This is a genomic window from Micromonospora sp. S4605 (assembly GCF_003176715.1).
GTDB lineage: Bacteria > Actinomycetota > Actinomycetes > Mycobacteriales > Micromonosporaceae > Micromonospora > Micromonospora echinaurantiaca.
Genome location: NZ_QGSW01000124.1, coordinates 1 through 17,069, shown reverse-complemented (window position 1 = coordinate 17,069; position 17,069 = coordinate 1). Strand labels below are relative to the sequence as shown.

The 17,069-nt window shown below is 75.2% G+C and carries 17 protein-coding genes; 7 read left to right on the top strand and 10 right to left on the bottom strand.

Annotated features, from left to right (window positions below; genetic code table 11):
- Positions 1-149 precede the first annotated feature (149 nt).
- Entirely contained in the window at positions 150-2,327 is a 2,178-nt protein-coding gene (locus DLJ47_RS08165) for an MMPL family transporter (protein ID WP_109899447.1), read from the top strand.
- Between the two features lie 113 nt (positions 2,328-2,440).
- Here the strand turns inward: DLJ47_RS08165 and DLJ47_RS08160 are convergent, their stop codons facing one another.
- Genes DLJ47_RS08160 through DLJ47_RS08150 form a run of 3 tightly spaced genes read right to left on the bottom strand, consistent with a single transcriptional unit; the run spans position 2,441 to position 5,132 of the window.
- Positions 2,441-3,319 carry an ArsR/SmtB family transcription factor gene (locus tag DLJ47_RS08160; RefSeq protein WP_233257720.1) on the bottom strand — a complete coding sequence of 293 codons (879 nt, stop codon included), beginning with the start codon at positions 3,317-3,319 and terminating at the stop codon, positions 2,441-2,443.
- 56 nt (positions 3,320-3,375) lie between these two features.
- The gene (locus DLJ47_RS08155; protein ID WP_109899445.1) at positions 3,376-4,251 is read right to left on the bottom strand and encodes an NAD(P)-dependent oxidoreductase; all 876 of its coding nucleotides are present in this window, start codon (positions 4,249-4,251) and stop codon (positions 3,376-3,378) included.
- A complete protein-coding gene (locus DLJ47_RS08150) occupies positions 4,248-5,132 on the bottom strand; it encodes an NAD(P)-dependent oxidoreductase (RefSeq protein ID WP_109899444.1) in 885 nt (294 codons plus the stop codon). The genes DLJ47_RS08155 and DLJ47_RS08150 overlap by 4 nt, the downstream gene beginning before the upstream one ends.
- Before the next feature lie 160 nt (positions 5,133-5,292).
- On the opposite strand from DLJ47_RS08150, the gene DLJ47_RS08145 reads away from it, so the two are divergent.
- Together DLJ47_RS08145 and DLJ47_RS08140 are read left to right on the top strand one after the other, a co-directional pair.
- Positions 5,293-5,670 carry a winged helix-turn-helix transcriptional regulator gene (locus DLJ47_RS08145; protein WP_088993567.1) on the top strand — a complete coding sequence of 126 codons (378 nt, stop codon included), beginning with the start codon at positions 5,293-5,295 and terminating at the stop codon, positions 5,668-5,670.
- 9 nt (positions 5,671-5,679) lie between these two features.
- On the top strand, positions 5,680-6,213 hold the full coding sequence (locus tag DLJ47_RS08140; RefSeq protein WP_109899443.1) for a GNAT family N-acetyltransferase: 534 nt from the start codon (positions 5,680-5,682) through the stop codon (positions 6,211-6,213).
- A gap of 13 nt (positions 6,214-6,226) precedes the next feature.
- On the opposite strand, the gene DLJ47_RS08135 is transcribed toward DLJ47_RS08140, so the two are convergent.
- Positions 6,227-7,054: a class I SAM-dependent methyltransferase gene (locus DLJ47_RS08135; RefSeq protein WP_109899466.1), complete on the bottom strand. Its 828-nt coding sequence runs from the start codon at positions 7,052-7,054 to the stop codon at positions 6,227-6,229.
- Positions 7,055-7,931: 877 nt separating this feature from the next.
- Between DLJ47_RS08135 and DLJ47_RS08130 the strand changes: the two genes are divergently transcribed.
- Complete coding sequence (locus DLJ47_RS08130; RefSeq protein ID WP_233257719.1) at positions 7,932-9,248, top strand: MFS transporter; 1,317 nt, start codon at positions 7,932-7,934, stop codon at positions 9,246-9,248.
- Between the two features lie 12 nt (positions 9,249-9,260).
- Here the strand turns inward: DLJ47_RS08130 and DLJ47_RS08125 are convergent, their stop codons facing one another.
- A complete protein-coding gene (locus DLJ47_RS08125; RefSeq protein ID WP_109899442.1) occupies positions 9,261-10,508 on the bottom strand; it encodes an MFS transporter in 1,248 nt (415 codons plus the stop codon).
- A gap of 123 nt (positions 10,509-10,631) precedes the next feature.
- Between DLJ47_RS08125 and DLJ47_RS08120 the strand changes: the two genes are divergently transcribed.
- Both DLJ47_RS08120 and DLJ47_RS08115 read left to right on the top strand, forming a co-directional pair.
- The gene (locus DLJ47_RS08120; RefSeq protein WP_109899441.1) at positions 10,632-11,168 is read left to right on the top strand and encodes a glycosyl-4,4'-diaponeurosporenoate acyltransferase CrtO family protein; all 537 of its coding nucleotides are present in this window, start codon (positions 10,632-10,634) and stop codon (positions 11,166-11,168) included.
- A gap of 12 nt (positions 11,169-11,180) precedes the next feature.
- Positions 11,181-12,374: a lycopene cyclase family protein gene (locus tag DLJ47_RS08115; protein ID WP_109899440.1), complete on the top strand. Its 1,194-nt coding sequence runs from the start codon at positions 11,181-11,183 to the stop codon at positions 12,372-12,374.
- Between the two features lie 34 nt (positions 12,375-12,408).
- On the opposite strand, the gene DLJ47_RS08110 is transcribed toward DLJ47_RS08115, so the two are convergent.
- Both DLJ47_RS08110 and DLJ47_RS08105 read right to left on the bottom strand, forming a co-directional pair.
- Entirely contained in the window at positions 12,409-13,002 is a 594-nt protein-coding gene (locus DLJ47_RS08110) for a GNAT family N-acetyltransferase (RefSeq protein ID WP_199235745.1), read from the bottom strand.
- Positions 13,003-13,083: 81 nt separating this feature from the next.
- Positions 13,084-13,812 carry a tyrosine-protein phosphatase gene (locus tag DLJ47_RS08105; RefSeq protein WP_109899439.1) on the bottom strand — a complete coding sequence of 243 codons (729 nt, stop codon included), beginning with the start codon at positions 13,810-13,812 and terminating at the stop codon, positions 13,084-13,086.
- A gap of 76 nt (positions 13,813-13,888) precedes the next feature.
- Between DLJ47_RS08105 and rnhA the strand changes: the two genes are divergently transcribed.
- The gene (rnhA, locus tag DLJ47_RS08100; protein ID WP_109899438.1) at positions 13,889-14,368 is read left to right on the top strand and encodes a ribonuclease HI; all 480 of its coding nucleotides are present in this window, start codon (positions 13,889-13,891) and stop codon (positions 14,366-14,368) included.
- Between the two features lie 260 nt (positions 14,369-14,628).
- Here the strand turns inward: rnhA and DLJ47_RS08095 are convergent, their stop codons facing one another.
- The 3 genes from DLJ47_RS08095 to DLJ47_RS35665 form a co-directional block, all read right to left on the bottom strand.
- Complete coding sequence (locus DLJ47_RS08095; protein ID WP_109899437.1) at positions 14,629-14,865, bottom strand: preprotein translocase YidC; 237 nt, start codon at positions 14,863-14,865, stop codon at positions 14,629-14,631.
- A 120-nt stretch (positions 14,866-14,985) separates the two neighbouring features.
- Positions 14,986-15,945, bottom strand: coding sequence for a pentapeptide repeat-containing protein (locus tag DLJ47_RS08090; RefSeq protein ID WP_109899436.1), 960 nt, complete (start codon positions 15,943-15,945; stop codon positions 14,986-14,988).
- Positions 15,946-15,963: 18 nt separating this feature from the next.
- Positions 15,964-17,069 (bottom strand): DUF5919 domain-containing protein (locus tag DLJ47_RS35665; protein WP_199235744.1); only part of this gene is annotated, 1,106 nt, incomplete at its 5' end.

Below are 17,069 nucleotides of genomic sequence, written 5' to 3'. Positions count from 1 at the left end.
GGGGTGCGGCGGCCCCCGGATCACCCGGCGGGAGCATCCGTCCTCCCTCCCCGGGGGTACGCGGAGATCACCACCCGGGGCGTCGCCGGGTGCGGCCCGGCGCTCCTAGCGTCGGCGGCACCCGTGCACGTCAGGAGGTCGTCCCCGCGATGGTCCAGTCCAGTCCGGCGCCGAGCGCGCCCCCGACAACCCCACCCGCCAGCCGGTTCGAGCGACTGGCCGGCTGGGCCCACCGGCACCGGTGGCAGGCCCTGCTCGCCTGGTTGGTGACACTGGTCGCGGTCAGCGTCGGCGCGCAGCTCGTCGGCGCGAACTACCGCAACGACGTCTCGCTGCCCGGCACCGAGTCGCAGCGGGCGCTGGACACGCTGCGCGAGCGGGCGCCGGTCGCGGCGAACACCAGCGTGCAGCTCGTGCTGGCCGACCCGGCCGGACTGGAGCGGCCGGCGACCCGGGACCGGGTGGGGCAGCTGCTCGACCGGGTACGCGGGCTGCCCTCGGTCGCCGAGGCCCGCGACCCGTACGCCGACCCCGGCGCCCTCTCCGCCGACCGGACGGTCGGCTACGCCACGGTGACCCTCACCGGGCAGGCCGGTGACGTGCCGGACGAGGACGTCCGGCGGCTGGTCGACACCGCCCGGGACGCCGCCGGCGACGGGCTGCGGGTGGAGGTCGGCGGTGACCCGGTGGTGGCGGTGGAGGAGGGTGGCGGCGGACCGGCGGAAGGCATCGGCCTGCTCGCGGCGCTGGTCATCCTCGTCGTGCTCTTCGGCTCGGTGCTCGCGGCCAGCCTGCCGATCATCATCGCGGTCTTCGCCGTCGGCACCGCGATGGGGCTGGTCCTGCTCGCCTCGCACGTCGCGACGGTCGCCGACTACACCACCCCGCTGCTGGCCCTGGTCGGCCTCGGCGTCGGCATCGACTACGCGCTGCTGCTCTTCTCCCGCTACCGCGCGGAACTGCTCGCCGGCGCGAACCCCGAGCAGGCCGGACGCCGGGCGGTGGACACCGCCGGTCGGACCGTGCTGTTCGCCGGCACCACGGTGATCCTGGCCCTGCTCGGCCTGGTGGTGCTCGGCCTGGGCTCGTTGCAGGGCGTGGCGGTCGCCGTTGCGGTGACCGTGGCGGCCACCATGGCCGCCGCGCTGGTCCTGCTGCCCGCGCTGCTCGGCATCATGGGCGGCCGGATCGAGCGGACGGTACGCCGGCGGGCCACCCGCCGCCGCGGCGACGGGTCGCGCTGGGCGGCCTGGTCGACCCTGGTGCAGCGGCACCCCTGGACGGCCACCGTGGTCGCGGTCGGTGCCCTGCTGGCCCTGGCCGTGCCGGTGCTCGACATGCGGCTGGGCATCGCCGACCCGGGCAACGGCGCGCCGGAGCGCACCAGCCGGCAGGCGTACGACCTGCTGGCCGAGGGTTTCGGCCCCGGCTTCAACGGGCCACTGGTGGTGGTGGTCGACGCCACCGCCGCACCGGGTGGCAACGCGCGGGCGGCGGCCGAGGCGGCCCGCCCGGTGCTGGCCGACACGGCCGGTGTCGCCACGGTCGTGCCGCCGGTACCGACCGCGGACGACCGGGTCGCCACGATGATCGTCATGCCGGACGCCAAGCCGCAGGACGCCCGCACCCAGCAACTGGTGGAGCGGTTGCGCACCGACGTGCTGCCCGGGCTGGCCGGCCCGGGGGTGACCTTCCTGGTCGGCGGGACCACCGCGGCGACTGTGGACTTCTCGACCGCCGTGGCCGACCGGCTGCCGCTGTTCGTGCTGGTGGTGGTCGGACTCTCCACCCTGCTGCTGGTCCTGGTGTTCCGCTCGCTGCTGATCCCGCTCAAGGCCGCGCTGCTCAATTTGCTCAGCGTCGCCGCGGCGCTGGGCGCGATCACGCTGGTGTTCCAACACGGCGTGCTGGCCGACGCGCTCGGCGCCCAGCCGGGCCCGGTCGAGGCGTTCGTGCCGGTGCTGATCTTCGCGATCGCGTTCGGGTTGTCGATGGACTACGAGATCTTCCTACTCGCCCGGATGCACGAGCACTGGGAGCAGCACCACGACGCCCCGGCAGCGGTCCGGCACGGCATGGCGACCACCGGCCGGATCATCACCGCCGCGGCCGCGATCATGGTGGTGGTGTTCGGCTCGTTCCTGTTCGACCCGGGTCGGATGCTCAAGCAGTTCGGCCTCGGGCTGGCCGTGGCGGTGCTGGTCGACGCCCTGGTCATCCGGTGCCTGATCGTGCCGGCCGTGATGCAGCTGTTCGGCCGGCGCGCCTGGTGGCTGCCCGCCTGGCTGGCCCGGCGGCTGCCCCGGCTCGCCCTCGAACACCGCTGACGGTGACGCCGGGAGGCGGTGCCACCCGGCACCGCCTCCCGGCGGTCTGGCTCCGCCGAGCCGACGCGCAGCGGGCCGGCCGGGGCGCCACGACCCCGAGCCGGGCCGGCGGGTCAGGAGGCGGGTGCGGCGGGCTCGGCCACCGGCTCGGGCAGCGGCTCACCCGTCTCCAGCAGCGTCTTCAGGCTGGCCAGCAGCTCCGGCCAGCCGCCGCTGCCGGCCAGCTGCCCACTGATCGCCCGGTGCATCTCGCTGTCAGGGGAGAAGTCGTCGTGCACCACGGTCAGCCGGACCGCCTCGCCGTGCGGGGTGATCTCGAAGGTCACCTTGGAGCGGCGCTCGCCCAGCCGGGCGGCGAGCTCCTCCTGCGACCAGCCGAAGTACGCGGCGTGCTCCGGTTGGAAGCCGTGCCAGCTGTAGCTGAGCAGCCGGTACGGCTCGGCGGCCAGCACCCGCTGGCCGAGGTCGCGGTACTCGCCGTCCGGGGCGTCCTGCCAGAGCACGGGGGAGCCCACCTGCCAGTCGGACTTCAGCGCCACGCCACCCCAGTAGCGGCGGGTGAACGCCGGCTCGATGAGCGCGGCCCAGAGCCGCTCCGGGGTGGTGTTGATGTAGGTCGTGTAGACGAACGTCGGACTCTGCATGGACTCCCGCTCCAATGCTGTCTGCAGGTCGGCGAGCGCGTGGACCCGCTGCCGGTCGTACCGGTTGATCCAGCGGTCGGCGATGGCGTTGATCGGTGCCGGGTTGAGGTAGTGCAACTTCTCCCGGCCGCGGCGCACGGTGGTCACCAGGTTGGCCGCCGCCAGCACTGCCAGGTGCTTGCTGACCGACTGCCGGGTCATCGCCAGCCCGGCGCACAGCTCGCGCAGGCTCTGCCCGTTGCGCAGGTTCAGGTCGTCGAGCAGCCGGCGGCGGCTGGCGTCAGCCAGCGCCCGGAACACCTCGTCCACCCCGTACCCCACATATGCAGCCGTTTGGTTGCCTGTCACTATAGGCAACCAAACGGCTGCATGTCCAACCGGGTGTGGGCGACCCGCTTTCGGGGTCAGGCCTGCCGGAGCAGGTCCACCAGCGCGGAGAGGCCGTCCTCGCCGTGCCCCGCGCGCACCGCGTCGTCGAGCAGCCGGCGCACCGGCTCCAGGAGCGAGGTGCTGACGCCGACCTCGCGGCTCGCCGCGAGCAGGTTTCCGAACGCCGCGGCCTGCATGCCCACGGCGGATCCGTCGGCGGCGTGGTCGCCCGAGTCGACGCCCCGGGCCAGCGCCGGCAGCGCGCCCAGCATCGCGGTCAGCCAGTCGGTCGCCAACGGGGTGAACCCGGTGGCCGGCACGCCCGCCGCGCGGATCATCGCGACCGCGTGCAGATAGCCGCCGAACATCCCGTACATGGCGGCGAGCAGGGCCAGGTCGTGCAGGGAGGCGGCGCCGGGGTCGGCGCCGAGCCAGTGGGCCGCGCCGAACGCGGCCAGCGTCTCCCGGCCGGCCCGGAAGGCCTCCTCCGGGCCGCTGTAGAGGATCAGCGCGCCGGGTTGGCCGATCATCGCCGGCACCGCCATGATCCCGCCGTCGAGGTGGTCCGCACCGTGCGAGGTCGCCCACTCGGCCAGCCGCCGCGCCTGCTCCGGCGTGCCGTTGGTGAGGTTGACCAGGGTGCGGCCGGCGAGCACCGGGGCCACCGGTGCGAGCACCTGCCGGGTGACCTCGTCGTCGAGCAGGCAGACCACCACCAGGTCGCCGGCGGCGACCGCCTCGGCCGCCGTACCTGCCTCGATGGCGCCGGCCGCGGTCAGCGCCGCCGCCCGGCCCGGCGAGCGGTTCCACACGGTGGTGGGATGGCCGGCGGCGACCAGCGCGCCGGCCAACGCCCGGCCCATCGCGCCGAGCCCGAGCACGGTCACCGGACGACGTGCCGGGGCGCTCACGCGGCAACCTGCTCGTACATCCGGGTCAGCCGGGAGAAGTCGTCGTCGCCGTGCCCGGCACCGATCGCCCGTCCGGCGACGGCGTGGGCGGCCCGGAGCACGCTGGCGTCGATGCCGTGCCCCTCGGCGGCGTCGATGATGTGCGCCATCCCCGCGGTGGCGGAGGCGATGCTGGAGACGTCCGCGACGTGGTCGTCGGCGTCCAACCGCCGGGCCAGGTCGTCGATCAGGTCGGGCAGCAGGCCGCCGATGCCCCGGGCGTACGGGGCGAGGTCGGCCGCCCGGATCTTCTCGGCCCGGGCCAGCGCGAACGCGTGCGCGATCCCGCTCATCGCCGTCCAGAAGACGTCGAGCAGGGCGACGTCGTAGCCGGCGGCCCGGGCCGGGTCCGCGCCGAGCCACTGGGCGTCGCCGCCCAGGTCGGCCAGGGTCGCCCGGTGGGCGTGCCAGGTCTGCTCCGGCCCGCTGTAGAGGACCAGCGCGGCCGGCCCGCCGATGGTCGGCGCGGGCGTCATGATCGCCCCGTCCAGGTAGGCGATGCCGTGCCGGGCGGCCCAGTCGGCCATCTCCCGGGCCCGCTGCGGGGTGTCCGCGGTGAGGTTCACCAGGGTGCGGCCGCGCAGCGCGTCGGCGGCCGGCTCGACGATGCCGCGCACGGCGGTGTAGTCGACGACGCAGGCGAGTACCAGCGGGCTGGCCCGGACCGCCTCCTCGACGCTGGCGGCGCGGCGTGCGCCGCGCTCGACCAACTGATCGGCCCGGGCGGCCGTCCGGTTCCAGACGGTGGTGGGATGGCCCGCCGCGAGCAGCGCGCCGGCCAGCGCGCTGCCCATCGGTCCGAGCCCCAGCACGGTCACCGGGGCACTGTCGTGTTCGATCATGGATCCGCTCCTCACAGGGATCAGGGAAGGGGTGGAGGCGCCGGATCGGGCTCTTGCGCGTCCCGCCGGGCAGTCCCATCCTGGGTGCGGTGCGCGCGAAGCGACAAGTACCTACTATTTTCTCAGGTACCTACCTTTTGGTAAGTAGGGGAGGGGTGAGGTGAAGAAGCGGACCTACTCGTGTGGCCTCGACGCCGCCGTGGACGTGGTGGGCGGCAAGTGGAAGGCGCTGATCCTGTGGGAGCTGCACCACGGGCCGCGCCGCTTTGCCGAGGTGCGGCGCGGGGTCTCCGGTATCAGCGAGAAGATGCTGATCCAGCAGCTGCGCGAGATGGAGGCGTACGGCCTCGTGCACCGCGAGGTCTACCGGCAGGTGCCGCCCAAGGTGGAATACTCGCTGACCGCCTTCGGCGCGTCGCTGAACGAGGCGCTGATCCCGCTCGGCGAGTGGGGTGAGCGGCACATGGCGACGATCGAGGCGATCCCGCGGGACCAGCCGTCCGAAAAGCGTTCGGAGGCCGCCGGACCGGTTGGCTAGGGTCGGCCGGTGACAGAGATCAGAACCCGGCGGCTGCTGCTGCGCGCATGGCAGGAGTCCGACCTCGCGCCCTGGGCCGCGATGAACGCCGACCCCGAGGTCCGCGAGCACCTGGGTCCGCTGCTCACCCCGGAGCAGGCCACCGCCTCCGCCCGGACGTTCCAGGCCGACCTGGCCCGCGACGGCTTCGGCTTCTGGGCGGTGGAGGTCCGCGACACCGGCGAGTTCATCGGCTTCGCCGGGCTCGACCGGGTCGACCCCGGCATGCCGTTCACCGGGGTCGAGGCGGGCTGGCGGCTGGCCCGCGCCGCCTGGGGCCACGGCTACGCCACCGAGGCGGCCCGCGCCGTGCTGGCGTACGGCTTCGACACCGTCGGGCTGGCCGAGATCCTCGCCGTCACCACCGCCACCAACCTGCGCTCGCAGGCGGTGATGCGCCGCCTCGGGATGACCACCGACCCGGCCGACGACTTCGACGACCTCAGCGTCCCGGCCGGCCCGCTGCGCCGCAGCGTGCTCTACCGCAAGCGCCCCGACCGCTGATCGTCGTCCCGGCTCAGCCCCGTTTGCGGGCCTGGAGGGTGTAGGTCTGCGGCAGCCGCCACGGCCGGTCCCGGAGCCGGTGCTCGCCGTGCCCGTCGCGGACCGTCTGACCCGGCAGGGCGTCCCACGGCGCGCTGTCGTGCTCGGTCAGCATGGTCAGGTCGAGACCGGCGTCGAGCAGCGCGGTCACCACCTCACCCAGCCCGTGGTTCCACTCGTACGACCGGGTGTGGGTGAACGTCACGTCGGTCTCGACGTACGTGCCGGGCTCGTCCCACACCGTCGGCTCCGGCCGCTCGAAGTACGGGTGCTCGACCGCCAGCAGGCCGTCCGGCCGGGGATCGGCCAGCGCCCAGAGCATCGGGTGGCCCTCCCGCAGGAACAGCCGCCCGCCGGGGCGCAGCAGCGCGGCGACCACCTCGGCCCAGCGGCGGATCTCCGGCAGCCAGCACAGCGCGCCGACGCCGGTGTAGACCAGGTCGAACCCGGCCTCGCCGAGCGCCTGCGCGGCGTCGTACACGTCCGCCTGCACGAAGTCGACCGCCGCGCCGGTGCGCTCGGCCAGCCGGCGGGCCTGCACCAGCGCCGCGCCGGAGAAGTCCAGGCCGGTCATCCGGGCGCCGAGGCGGTGCAGCGAGACGGTGTCGGTGCCGATGTGGCACTGCAGGTGCACCCCGCGCAGCCCGGACACGTCGCCGAGCCGGGGCAGGTCGAACCGCACCACCTCGCTGAGGTGCTCGGGATCGGCGACGAAGCGTTCGACGCCGTAGTCCGGCGACGCGGCGTGGGCGGGGGCGCGCTCGTCCCAGCTGGCCCGGTTGACCGTCCGATGGTCGTTCACCGCCAGACCGTCGCACACCCGCCCGCCCCCGGCCAACGGGTTTCGCGCCACCGAGCGGGACGGCGCGCCCCGCGTCGCCGCGCCGCGCCAGCCGGGGGGCGGCCGGTCGCCGGGACCGCGTCTTCGCCGGTCGCCCCGGGTAGGCGCGCCATCGCGCCGCGCCGCGCCGCGCCGCGCCGCGTCGCGTCGGCGGTCCGGAGCGGTGTGCCGTCGGGCCGCGCCGTCACCGCGTTGTGGTGCCACGTCCGGCGGGGCAGGCAGGGTCGCGCCGTCATCGTGTCTGCCATGGGCGGGGGCAGCCGGCGCCCACTACTCCCGCAGGCGCTTCAGAGCTGCCCCGTCTGTAGGGGCGCGCGGTGGTGCATGAGCAAGACGGCCGGTCGTCGCTGGCCCAGTGGTCCTATGCACGGGGCAGCTCGACAGGGCGCGCGGTGTCGTGCGTGAGCAGGACGGCCGGTCGTCGCTGGCCCAGTGGTCCTATGCACGGGGCAGCTCGACAGGGCGCGCGGTGTCGTGCGTGAGCACGACGGCCGGTCGTCGCTGGCCCAGTGGTCCTATGCACGGGGCAGCTCGACAGGGCGCGCGGTGTCGTGCGTGAGCACGACGGCCGGCCGTTGCAGCCCAGCGGTCCCATGGACGGGGCAGCTCGACAGGGCGCACCCAGCGCATCAGCCTGCGGGTTCCCGGTGACCGGCCACGAGAGCGACACGGCCAAGCCGCGGCCGTGGCGAGCAGGCCCGGCGACGAGCCGGGGCTGCCGGTCGCATCGTCGCGCTCACCAGGACTGGACGACCGTCCCTTGATCAACGCGGCGTCGTCAGCGGCCCCGGGGAAATGCGGAGGCCGCGCCTGCTCGCCGCTGGTAGGTTGGCCCGCCGTGACCAGGAACGCGGGGGAGAGCCTGGGGGCGCGGTTCGCCAAGCTCTGGGCGGCGAGCACCATGTCCGCACTCGGCAGCGGCCTGGCCACGGTCGCCGCGCCGCTGTTCGTCGCCTCGCGCACCGACGACCCGCTGGTCGTCGCCGCCGCGTCCGGGGTGGCCTGGCTGCCCTGGCTGCTCTTCGCGCTACCCGGCGGCGTGCTGGTCGACCGGGTCGACCGCCGTCGGCTGATGATCGTCATCGACTGGGTACGGGTCGCCGCGCTGGCTGTGCTGGCGGTGGCCATCATGACCGACCGGGCCGGGGTGGCCCTGCTCTACGCCGTCCTCTTCGTGATCAACACCGGCGAGATCGTGTTCCGCGCGGCCAGCCAGGCGATGGTGCCCGCCGTGGTGCCCCGCGACCTGCTGGAGCGGGCCAACGGCTGGCTCAGCGGCGGCAGCACGCTGATGCACGGGATGCTCGCCGGCCCGCTCGGCGGGTTCCTGTTCGTGCTGGCCGCGAGCAGCCCGTTTCTGGCCAACGCCGTCACGTACGCAGTGAGCGCGGTGCTGCTCGCCCTGATCGCCGGCAGCTACCGGCCCGGCCCGGCGAGCGTCGGCGGCGCGACGGTCCGCTCCGTTCGCGCCGACATCGTCGAGGGCTTCCGGTGGCTGGCCGGGCAACGCCTGCTGCGTACCATGACCGTCCTGATCGGACTGCTCAACCTCACCCTGACCGCCGCGATCGCAGTGCTGGTGCTGCTCGCCGCCGAGCGGCTGCACCTCGGGTCGGTCGGCTACGGCGCCCTGTTCACCTGCATGGCCGTCGGCGGTGTGCTCGGCGCCGCGGTCGGCGACCGCCTGATCGCCCGGATCGGCGCCACCTGGACCATCCGGGTCGGCCTGCTGGTCGAGGCGGGGCTGCACCTGGCCCTGGCCGCCTCGCGCAGCGCGGCGGTGGTCGGGTTCGCGCTGTTCGCCTTCGGCGCGCACAGCTCGCTGTGGAACATCGTCGCCAACTCGCTGCGCCAGCGGCTCACCCCGACCGCGTTGCAGGGCCGGGTGGGCAGCACCATCCTGTTCATCGCCGCCGGCGGCAACTGCCTCGGCGCGCTGCTCGGCGGGGCGGTCGCGGCGACCTTCGGGCTGACGGTGCCGTACTGGATCGGGTTCGTGGTGGCGGTCGGCGTGTCCGCCGCGACCTGGCGGGTCTTCGACCGGGCCACCGTCGCCCGGGCGTACGCCGCGCCCCCGCCCGACCAGCCCGCCGCGCCCGCGCCCGAACAGCCCGCCGCGCCCGACGAGCGGGCCCCGGCCGGCCCGGTCGCCTGACGAGCGGGCGGCTCAGGCCGGGTCGGCCGGCGCGGCGAGGTGCGAGGAACGCCACCAGGCCAGCGTGGCGATGACGGCGACCGCACCGCTGAACAGGAACGGCGCCTCGACGCCCGCCCGGGCGGCGAGCGCGCCACCGGCCAGCGCGCCCAGCGCCGTGCAGCCGAAGGTGAGCATCCGCGAGGCGGCGACCACCCGACCGAGCAGGCCCTCGGGTACGAGCCGGTGCCGGATCGACAGCGCGGCGACGTTGAGCACCGCGAACGACGCGCTGGTGGTGACGACGACGGCCACGGCGGCGACCCGGTGCGGGGCCACCACCAGCAGCAGCGGCACGCCGGCCGTCGTCGCCAGGGACCAGGTCAGCACGTGTCGGTGCCGGAACCGGGCGATCAACCGGTCGGCGGCGAACGATCCGGCGAGCCCGCCGGCCGCGCCGGTCGCCAACAGCAGGCCGAAGCCGAGCGCGCCGAGGCCGAGGCTCTCCCGCGCGTACAGCACGAAGATCGCGAACCAGGCGCTGTCCGCGGCGGCGACGGCCGCGCCCACCACGACGAGCGTCCGCAGCAGGGGTTGCCGCACCAGCCAACGCAGCCCGGCCAACGCGCCACCCCGGGCCGCCGCCGGTCCGGCGGTGCTCACAGCCGCGTCCGCGGCACATGGGCCCCGCCCGGGGCGGGCCAGGCTCAGCGGCAGGGAAAGCACCAGCATGACCGCCAGGGCGAGCGCCGCGCCGTTGACCGCGAACGGCAGCGCGGCGCCAACCACGAAGAGCAGCGCGCCCACCGGCGGGCCGAGGAACTCGTTGCCCACGATCTCGCCGGCGACCAGGCGGCCGTTCGCCTTCTCCAACTGCGCGCCGGTCACCAGGCGGGGCACCGCCGTCTGGGCGGCGGTGTCGCGCACGGTCTCGCCCACGCCGAGCAGGAACGCGGCGGCGATCACCAGCGGGATCGAGGCCCCGCCGGTCGCCACGGCCGCGGTCAGCACCGCCAGCACCACCACCCGGCCGGCGTCGGCGGCGGCGATGACGGTACGCGCGCCGCGCCGGTCGGCCAGCGCGCCGGCGAGCAGGCCAGCGACCAGCCAGGGCAGGAACTGCGCCGCGGCGACCCCGGCCACCGCCACCGGGTCGTCGCTCAGCGCGGCGGCCAGCAGGGGGAACGCCGCCACCCGGATGCCGTCACCCAGGTTGGCCAACGCGGCGGCGCCCCAGAAGGTCCAGAACGGGCGCCCCAGCGACCGGGACCGCTCAACCATGTCGGCCACCGTAACCGAGCCACCGCCGTCCCGCGGTCCCGCCAGGCCTGGTCCGCCGCGGCTCGGCCCCGTCGGCGTGGGTCGGGCCGTTACCCGGCCGGTCACGCGCCCTAGGCTGCCCGGATGACCCGGGCGACGCTGATCCTGCTGTCCGGCCCGGTCGTGGTGGCCGCCGCGGGTGCCGCCACCGGCGCACTGCTCGGGTACGGCTTCGCGTTCGCCTGGGTGGTGCACTTCGGGCTGATGGCCTGGATCGCCACCTTGGTGGACGCCGCGCGGCCGGGGCTGGGCGGCGACCACTGGCGGATCCGCCGGTGGGAGCCGGGGCTGTACCGACGGCTGGCGGTCGGGGCGTACCGGCGGCTGCTGCGCCGGGTCGGCTGGGAGCGGCTGATGGGGCACTCCTTCGCCGGCACCCGCGCCGCCCTGCCGGCGCTAGACCTGCGTACCCGGCGCTCGGAGTTCGGGCACTCGGTGCTCGCCGTCGTCGCCCTCGGGCTGGCCGGGGCGGCCGCCCTGCTCGGGGCGGGCCCGGCCGCCGGTTGGTTGGCCGGCCTGACCGTGCCGCTGCACGGCTACCCGATCCTGCTCCAGCGGGCGCTGCGGGCCCGGATCCACCGTGTCACGGCGACCACTGAACGGTCCCGGGGAACGGTGTGACACCGTGACCGGGTGAACTCCGCGCCGGTCGACGTCGACCTCGCCCTCGTCGGCGGTGGCGGCGCCGCGTCCCTGGTGCTCGCCGCGCTCAACCGGCACGGGGTGCGGGGCCTGCGGGTCGCCGTGGTCGACCCGGTGCACAGGCGCGGTCAGGATCGCACCTGGGCGTTCTGGGACCGCCCTGGCAACGATCTCGACCCGGTGCTGAGCGCCAGCTGGCGGCAGGTCGAGGTGGTCACCGCGGAGCGCCGCCAGGTGCTCGACCTCGCCCCGCTGCGGTACGCCATGCTCCGCTCCGGCCCGGTCTACGACCGGGCCGCCGAGGCCGAGCGGCGCCTCGGGGTGACCCGGGTCGTGGCCGCCGCCGACGCCCTCGACGACGACGGCGAGCGGGTGCTGGTCCGCGCCGGCGACGCCCCCGTGCTCCGGGCGTCCTGGGTGCTGGACTCCCGGCCCCGCCCGCCGCGCCGGCCCGGGCGCACCAACTGGCTCCAGCACTTCCGGGGCTGGTGGCTGGCCTCGGACACCCCGGTGTTCGACGCCGACCGCGCGGTGCTGATGGACTTCCGCACCCCGCAGCCGGCCCGGGGCGTCTCGTTCGGCTACGTGCTGCCGGTGAGCGACCGCTACGCCCTGGTGGAGTACACCGAGTTCTCGCCCGCGCCGCTCACCGACGCCGGCTACGACGCGGCCCTGGTCGGCTACCGCGACCTGCTCGGCCTCGACCCGGCCCGGCTGACCGTGCGGGAGGTGGAGGACGGGGCGATCCCGATGACCGACGCGCCGTTCGACGCCCACCCGTCACCCCGGGTGGTCCGCCTCGGCACGGCCGGCGGCGCGACCCGCCCCTCCACCGGCTTCACCTTCTCCGCCATGCGCCGGCAGGCCGACCAGGTGGCCCGGGCCCTGGCGGCCGGGCGGCCACCGGTGCCGGCACCCGCGTACCCCCGACGGCATCTGTGGATGGACGCGGTCGCGCTGCGCGCGCTGGACCGGGGCGGGGTGAGCGGCCCGGACTTCTTCGACCGGCTCTTCGACCGCAACCCCGCCGAGCGGGTGTTGCGTTTCCTCGACGGCGTTACCAGCCCGGCCGAGGAGTTGGCGGTGATGAGCTCCACCCGGCTGTCGCCGATGGTCGCCGCCACCGCCGGCGACGCCGCCGACCGGCTCCGCGCCCGCCTGGTCCGCGGTCAGCGGAGCCGCTAGGCCAGCGAGCCCGACGCCCCGGGCAGGCGGCGGATCAGGCGTCGGGCGCGACCCCGGCCAGGGCCTGTCCGCCGCCGAGCTGGCTGCCGTCGGCCAGCTCGCGCAGCACCTCACCGTCGAGTCGCAGCACGTCGATCTCGTCCAGGGATCGCGCGCGCAGCCGGCGGTAGAAGCGCAGCGCCGGATCGTTGGTACGCAGCACCCACCACTCCAGCCGGGCGCAGCCCCGCGCCACCGCCAGCGCGGCCAGATGGGCGAGCAGCGCCCGGCCGACCCCGCCGCCGCGCTGCTCGGGCCGGACGTACAGGTCCTCCAGGTGAATGCCGGGGCGGCCCAGCACCGTGCTGTAGGTGGGGTAGAACAGCGCGAACCCGACCGGCTCGTCGTCGACGGTGGCCACCACCGCCTCCGCCACCGGACACGGCCCGAACAGCGCCCGGGCCACGTCCGCCGGCTCGGCACGGACCTCGCCCGGGAAGTCCTCCGCTTCGGCCAGCTCCACGATGAACCGGTGCAGCGTGTCGGCGTCGCCCGGCTCGGCCGGCCGGATCACCGTGCGACCGGCGCGCCCCACCTCGTCGAAGGTCGTGCGTGCCTCGGCCCGCAGGCCGTCCCCGATCACCGTCACGGTTACCCAGCCTGCCAGAAGGCCGCCGCGCGGGGCGCGGGCTTTTCGCCCGGCGGGACGGTGGCGGTTCCGCCGCGCCGGTCAGTCGGTGAGCAGCCGCTCCCGTAGCTGGGTGATCGTCTTCTCGGACACGCCGAGCCGGTCGGTGACGTAGCCGTGCACCGAGCCGTGCGCTGCCCGCAGGTCGGCCAGCACGAGTTCGATGATCTCGGCCGGAGCCCGGCCGTAGCCGGGCCAGAGCAGGGTGCGGCCCGGGTGGGCGGCCCGCCAGTCGGCCACCAACCGCTCGGTGGCCAGCTCGGTCAGCGCGAAGTCGGCGACGATCTGCTCGTCGTCGACGCCGAGCAGGGTGAGCAGCAGGGCGGCCAGCAGGCCGGTGCGGTCCTTGCCGGAGGCACAGTGGAAGACCAGCGGCCCGTCGGCCTCGGCGACCACCTCCAGCGCCTCCCGCAGCTCGGCCGCGCCGTCCTCGGCCACCTCGGCGTAGCGGTCGGCGAGGTAGCGCCACGGGTCGACCGCCGGGTCGATGGTGGCCTGGTCGTACGGGCGGTGCTCGATGCTCAGGTTGTGCCAGACCAGTCCGTCGTGGTGCGGCACCCGACCCCGCGCCTCGATCTCCCACGGGTAGCGCAGGTCGATCACGGTACGCACGCCGAGCTCCCGGAACCGGGCCAGGTCCGCCCCGGCCAGTTTGCCCAGCGAGTCCGATCGGTAGAGCTGACCCCACCGCACGGTGCGGCCGTCGTCGGTGCGGTAGCCGCCCAGGTCCCGGAAGTTGTGCAGGCGCTGAAAGGTGATGTGCCGTTCCACCGGCCGACCCTAGCTGACGCCGCGTGGCGGAGGCCCGCGCAGCCGGTCCGGCGCCGGCACCGGGTAGGTTGCCGGCATGGTGGACGGGACGACCGGCAGGGTCGTGCAGATCTGGACCGACGGCGCGTGCAGCGGCAACCCCGGCCCGGGCGGCTGGGGGGTGCTGCTGCGCTACGGCAGCCACGAGCGGGAGATCTGCGGCGGCGAGGCCACGCCGACCACCAACAACCGGATGGAGCTGATGGCCGCCATCCAGGCGCTGGAGAGCCTGACCCGCCCGGTCGCGGTCGAGCTGCACACCGACAGCACGTACGTGCGCAACGGCATCACCAGCTGGCTCGCCTCGTGGAAGCGCAACGGCTGGCTGACCGCTGCCAAGCAGCCGGTCAAGAACGCCGACCTGTGGCAGCGGCTGGAGGCGGCGTGCGCCCGGCACCAGGTCACCTGGCTGTGGGTGAAGGGACACAACGGACATCCGGAGAACGAGCGGGCGGACGCGCTGGCCAACCGGGGGATGACCGAGGCCCGCGCCGCAGCGGTGCCCGCCGGCCGCTGACGACCGCGTCGGATACCGCAGGTGGGCCGCCGCCGGGCCCGGAGGCGGAGCCTTCCCGTCGAGCCTGATGACTCTGCGGTATCAATATGACTCTGCGGTATCACGCCCGCGACCAACCACCGCGCCCGACGACGACCGCCGTGAGGGCCGCGGGACTTCGTTGGTGGTTGGGTCGGCGCGGCGGTCCGCCGCGGACCTGCGCGCGCTTCGCGGGGTAGGCCCGGAAACCGCACGTCGACGCCGTCGGCCAGCGGGGATGGTCAGCGGGTCGCGTCCGGGTGGCCGGGCATGGTCGAGCCGCCGCTGCTGGTGCCCGACGCTCCGCCCGCCACCCCGGAGCCGTCGTCCTCGGTGACGATGTCCGGCTTGAGCTTGGTGTCGTCCGGCGCCGGGACGTCGGTGTCCGCCCCGACCTGGACCAGCCGGGCCTGGCCGGCCTCGTCCTCGGCGTGCTCCGGGTCGACCGGCTGTACGCCCTGGCGTGTCCGATATCCCACCGTCGCCTCCCCGTTCGTGCCGTCGGTCAGCCGGCTACCCGACCGCCCGGCACCGAAACGTCGCGCTCCGGCACCGGAGGGCCGGCGGGCGTCGCCTGACGACCCGGCAGGCGACGACGCTCAGCGCCGCCGGGCGGTGCGGGCCGGGCGGGCGCCGGGCGCCCGACGTACCGGGGTGAGTGGCAGCGCCGACCAGTGCGCCGGCCGGACCAGCGTCGCCGGCAACCCGGTGTGCCGGTCGCCGCGGGCCGCGTCGAGCTGGGACTGGTGCAGGAAGAGGCTGCCGGACAGGTCCGCCCCGCGCAGGTCGGCGCCGCGCAGGTCCGCGCCGGTCAGGTCGGCCAGGCGCAGATCCACCCCGCGCAGGTCCGCACCGATCAGCAGCGCGCCGCGCAGGTTGGCCGCGCGCAGGTCGGCCCGGCGCAGGTCGGCTCCGAACAGCCGGCCGCCCCGGTGGTCGGGGCCGGGTCGCCCGGCCCGGCCCCGCACCAGGTCGCCGGTGCGCGACAGCAACGCGTTGACCCGCCCCCGGTACGCGTCGACGTCCAGCCCGAGCAGTGTCTCCGGGTCGGCGTTGGTCAGCCGGGTGGTCTCGGCCAGGGCGGCGGCCAGCTCGTCGGGCAGCGGTCGCGGCGGGCGCAGCGCGACCGCCTGGGTCAGGTACCAGAGCAGCTCGTGCAGCGGCCGCATCACGGCGAACGTGTCGAACATCCGGGCCGCCGTCTCCGGGGCCTGCCGCCAGTCCCGCCCCCCGAACGTCACCCGGGACACCTGCTGCCCTGCCCCGAAGCAGTCGAAGACCGTGCAGCCCGGGAAGCCCCGCTCGCGCAGCTGGGTGTGGATGCCGCAGCGGAAGTCCGACGCCAGGTGCCGGCAGGGCTGGCCGGCCGGCTTGTCGACGGCGAAGTCGGCGGACGCGGCGAAGGCCGGCGCGACGCAGCAGAGCCCGAAGCAGCGGGCACAGTCGGCGCGCAGCTCGCCGGCCGGCGACGGGGCCTGGGCGGTTTCCGACACGCTGACCGTTCTCCTGCCGATCGGGGGACCTTCCCGCCCGGCGGCGGCGCGGCCGGACCCACCCATTGTCCCAGCCGTCGCCGGTCAGCGGTCGGGCGCCTCGGCGGCGTCGGCGGCACGGGGCGCTGGGGTGCGGTCGTTCACCCTGCGGTGTGGCACCAGCCGCAACACGGTGCGGGTGCCGTCAGCCCGGCCGTACTTCTGGTCGAAGAGCCGGGCCACCACCGGGGGCGGGACCGGGTCGCCGTCGGCCGGCTCCGCCAGCCCGAACACCCCAGGGGTACGCGCCGGCGGCCGGGCCCGCACGGTCAGCGGCCGGACCAGCTTGAACGCCTGGCAGTCCAGGTAGTGCTGCCCGTCCACCGTCACGTACGGCACTTGCATCTCGACCAGGTCGGAGTCCTCGTCCTGAAGCGTCACCGTGGTGCTCCAGTAGCGCTCCAGCGACGAGGTGGCCTGCTCGTGCTCCCACAGCTCCTCGAACCGGGCGTGCACGAACCCGCCCCACGGGCTGTCCATGTCCACCTCCAGCTGCGGCACGTTGAACGACAGCTTGCCGATCGGGAAGAACGAGATCAGCGCGTGCCCGTCCCACTGGTAGAGCTGGATCGAGGGGGAGGCGTCGTAGATCCGTACCTGGAACCGGCGGGCCAGCTTCGGCCGCAGCCGCAGCGACTCCTGGAACGCGGCGAGGTGGCGCAGGTTGGCTCGGATCTGCCGGGGCACGTCCACCCGCTGCCGTTCCAGCTCCTCCGAGCGCTGCTGCGCGGCGGTGCAGTCCGGGTCGAGCAGCAGCAACTGCACCTCGGCGCCGGACTCCAGGGCCGCCTCGACCGCCCGCAGGGTCTCCGCCCGGTGCTGGTCCTCCAGCAGGATCGTCCAGGTGTCCAGGATCCGCACCCGGCGGCCGGTGCGGCACAGCCGGTCGACGAACGCCTTCTGGTCGAAGCTGAGGTGCTCCTGCACCCGGGCTCTGCGAGCCTCCTCGAACAGCGGGTCGAAGATGACGTACGAGATCGCCGCGAGCACCACGCTGGCCCCGAGGTTGAGCAGCAGGTCACTGGCGAAGCCGGTGCTCCGCCAGGCGGCCAGCAGCATGACCGTGGCGACGACCAGCAGCCCGCCGCCGCCGACGAACGCCCGCCGCTGCCGGCCGGTGCGCCCGCGCCAGCGACGCCACCCGCCCGCCC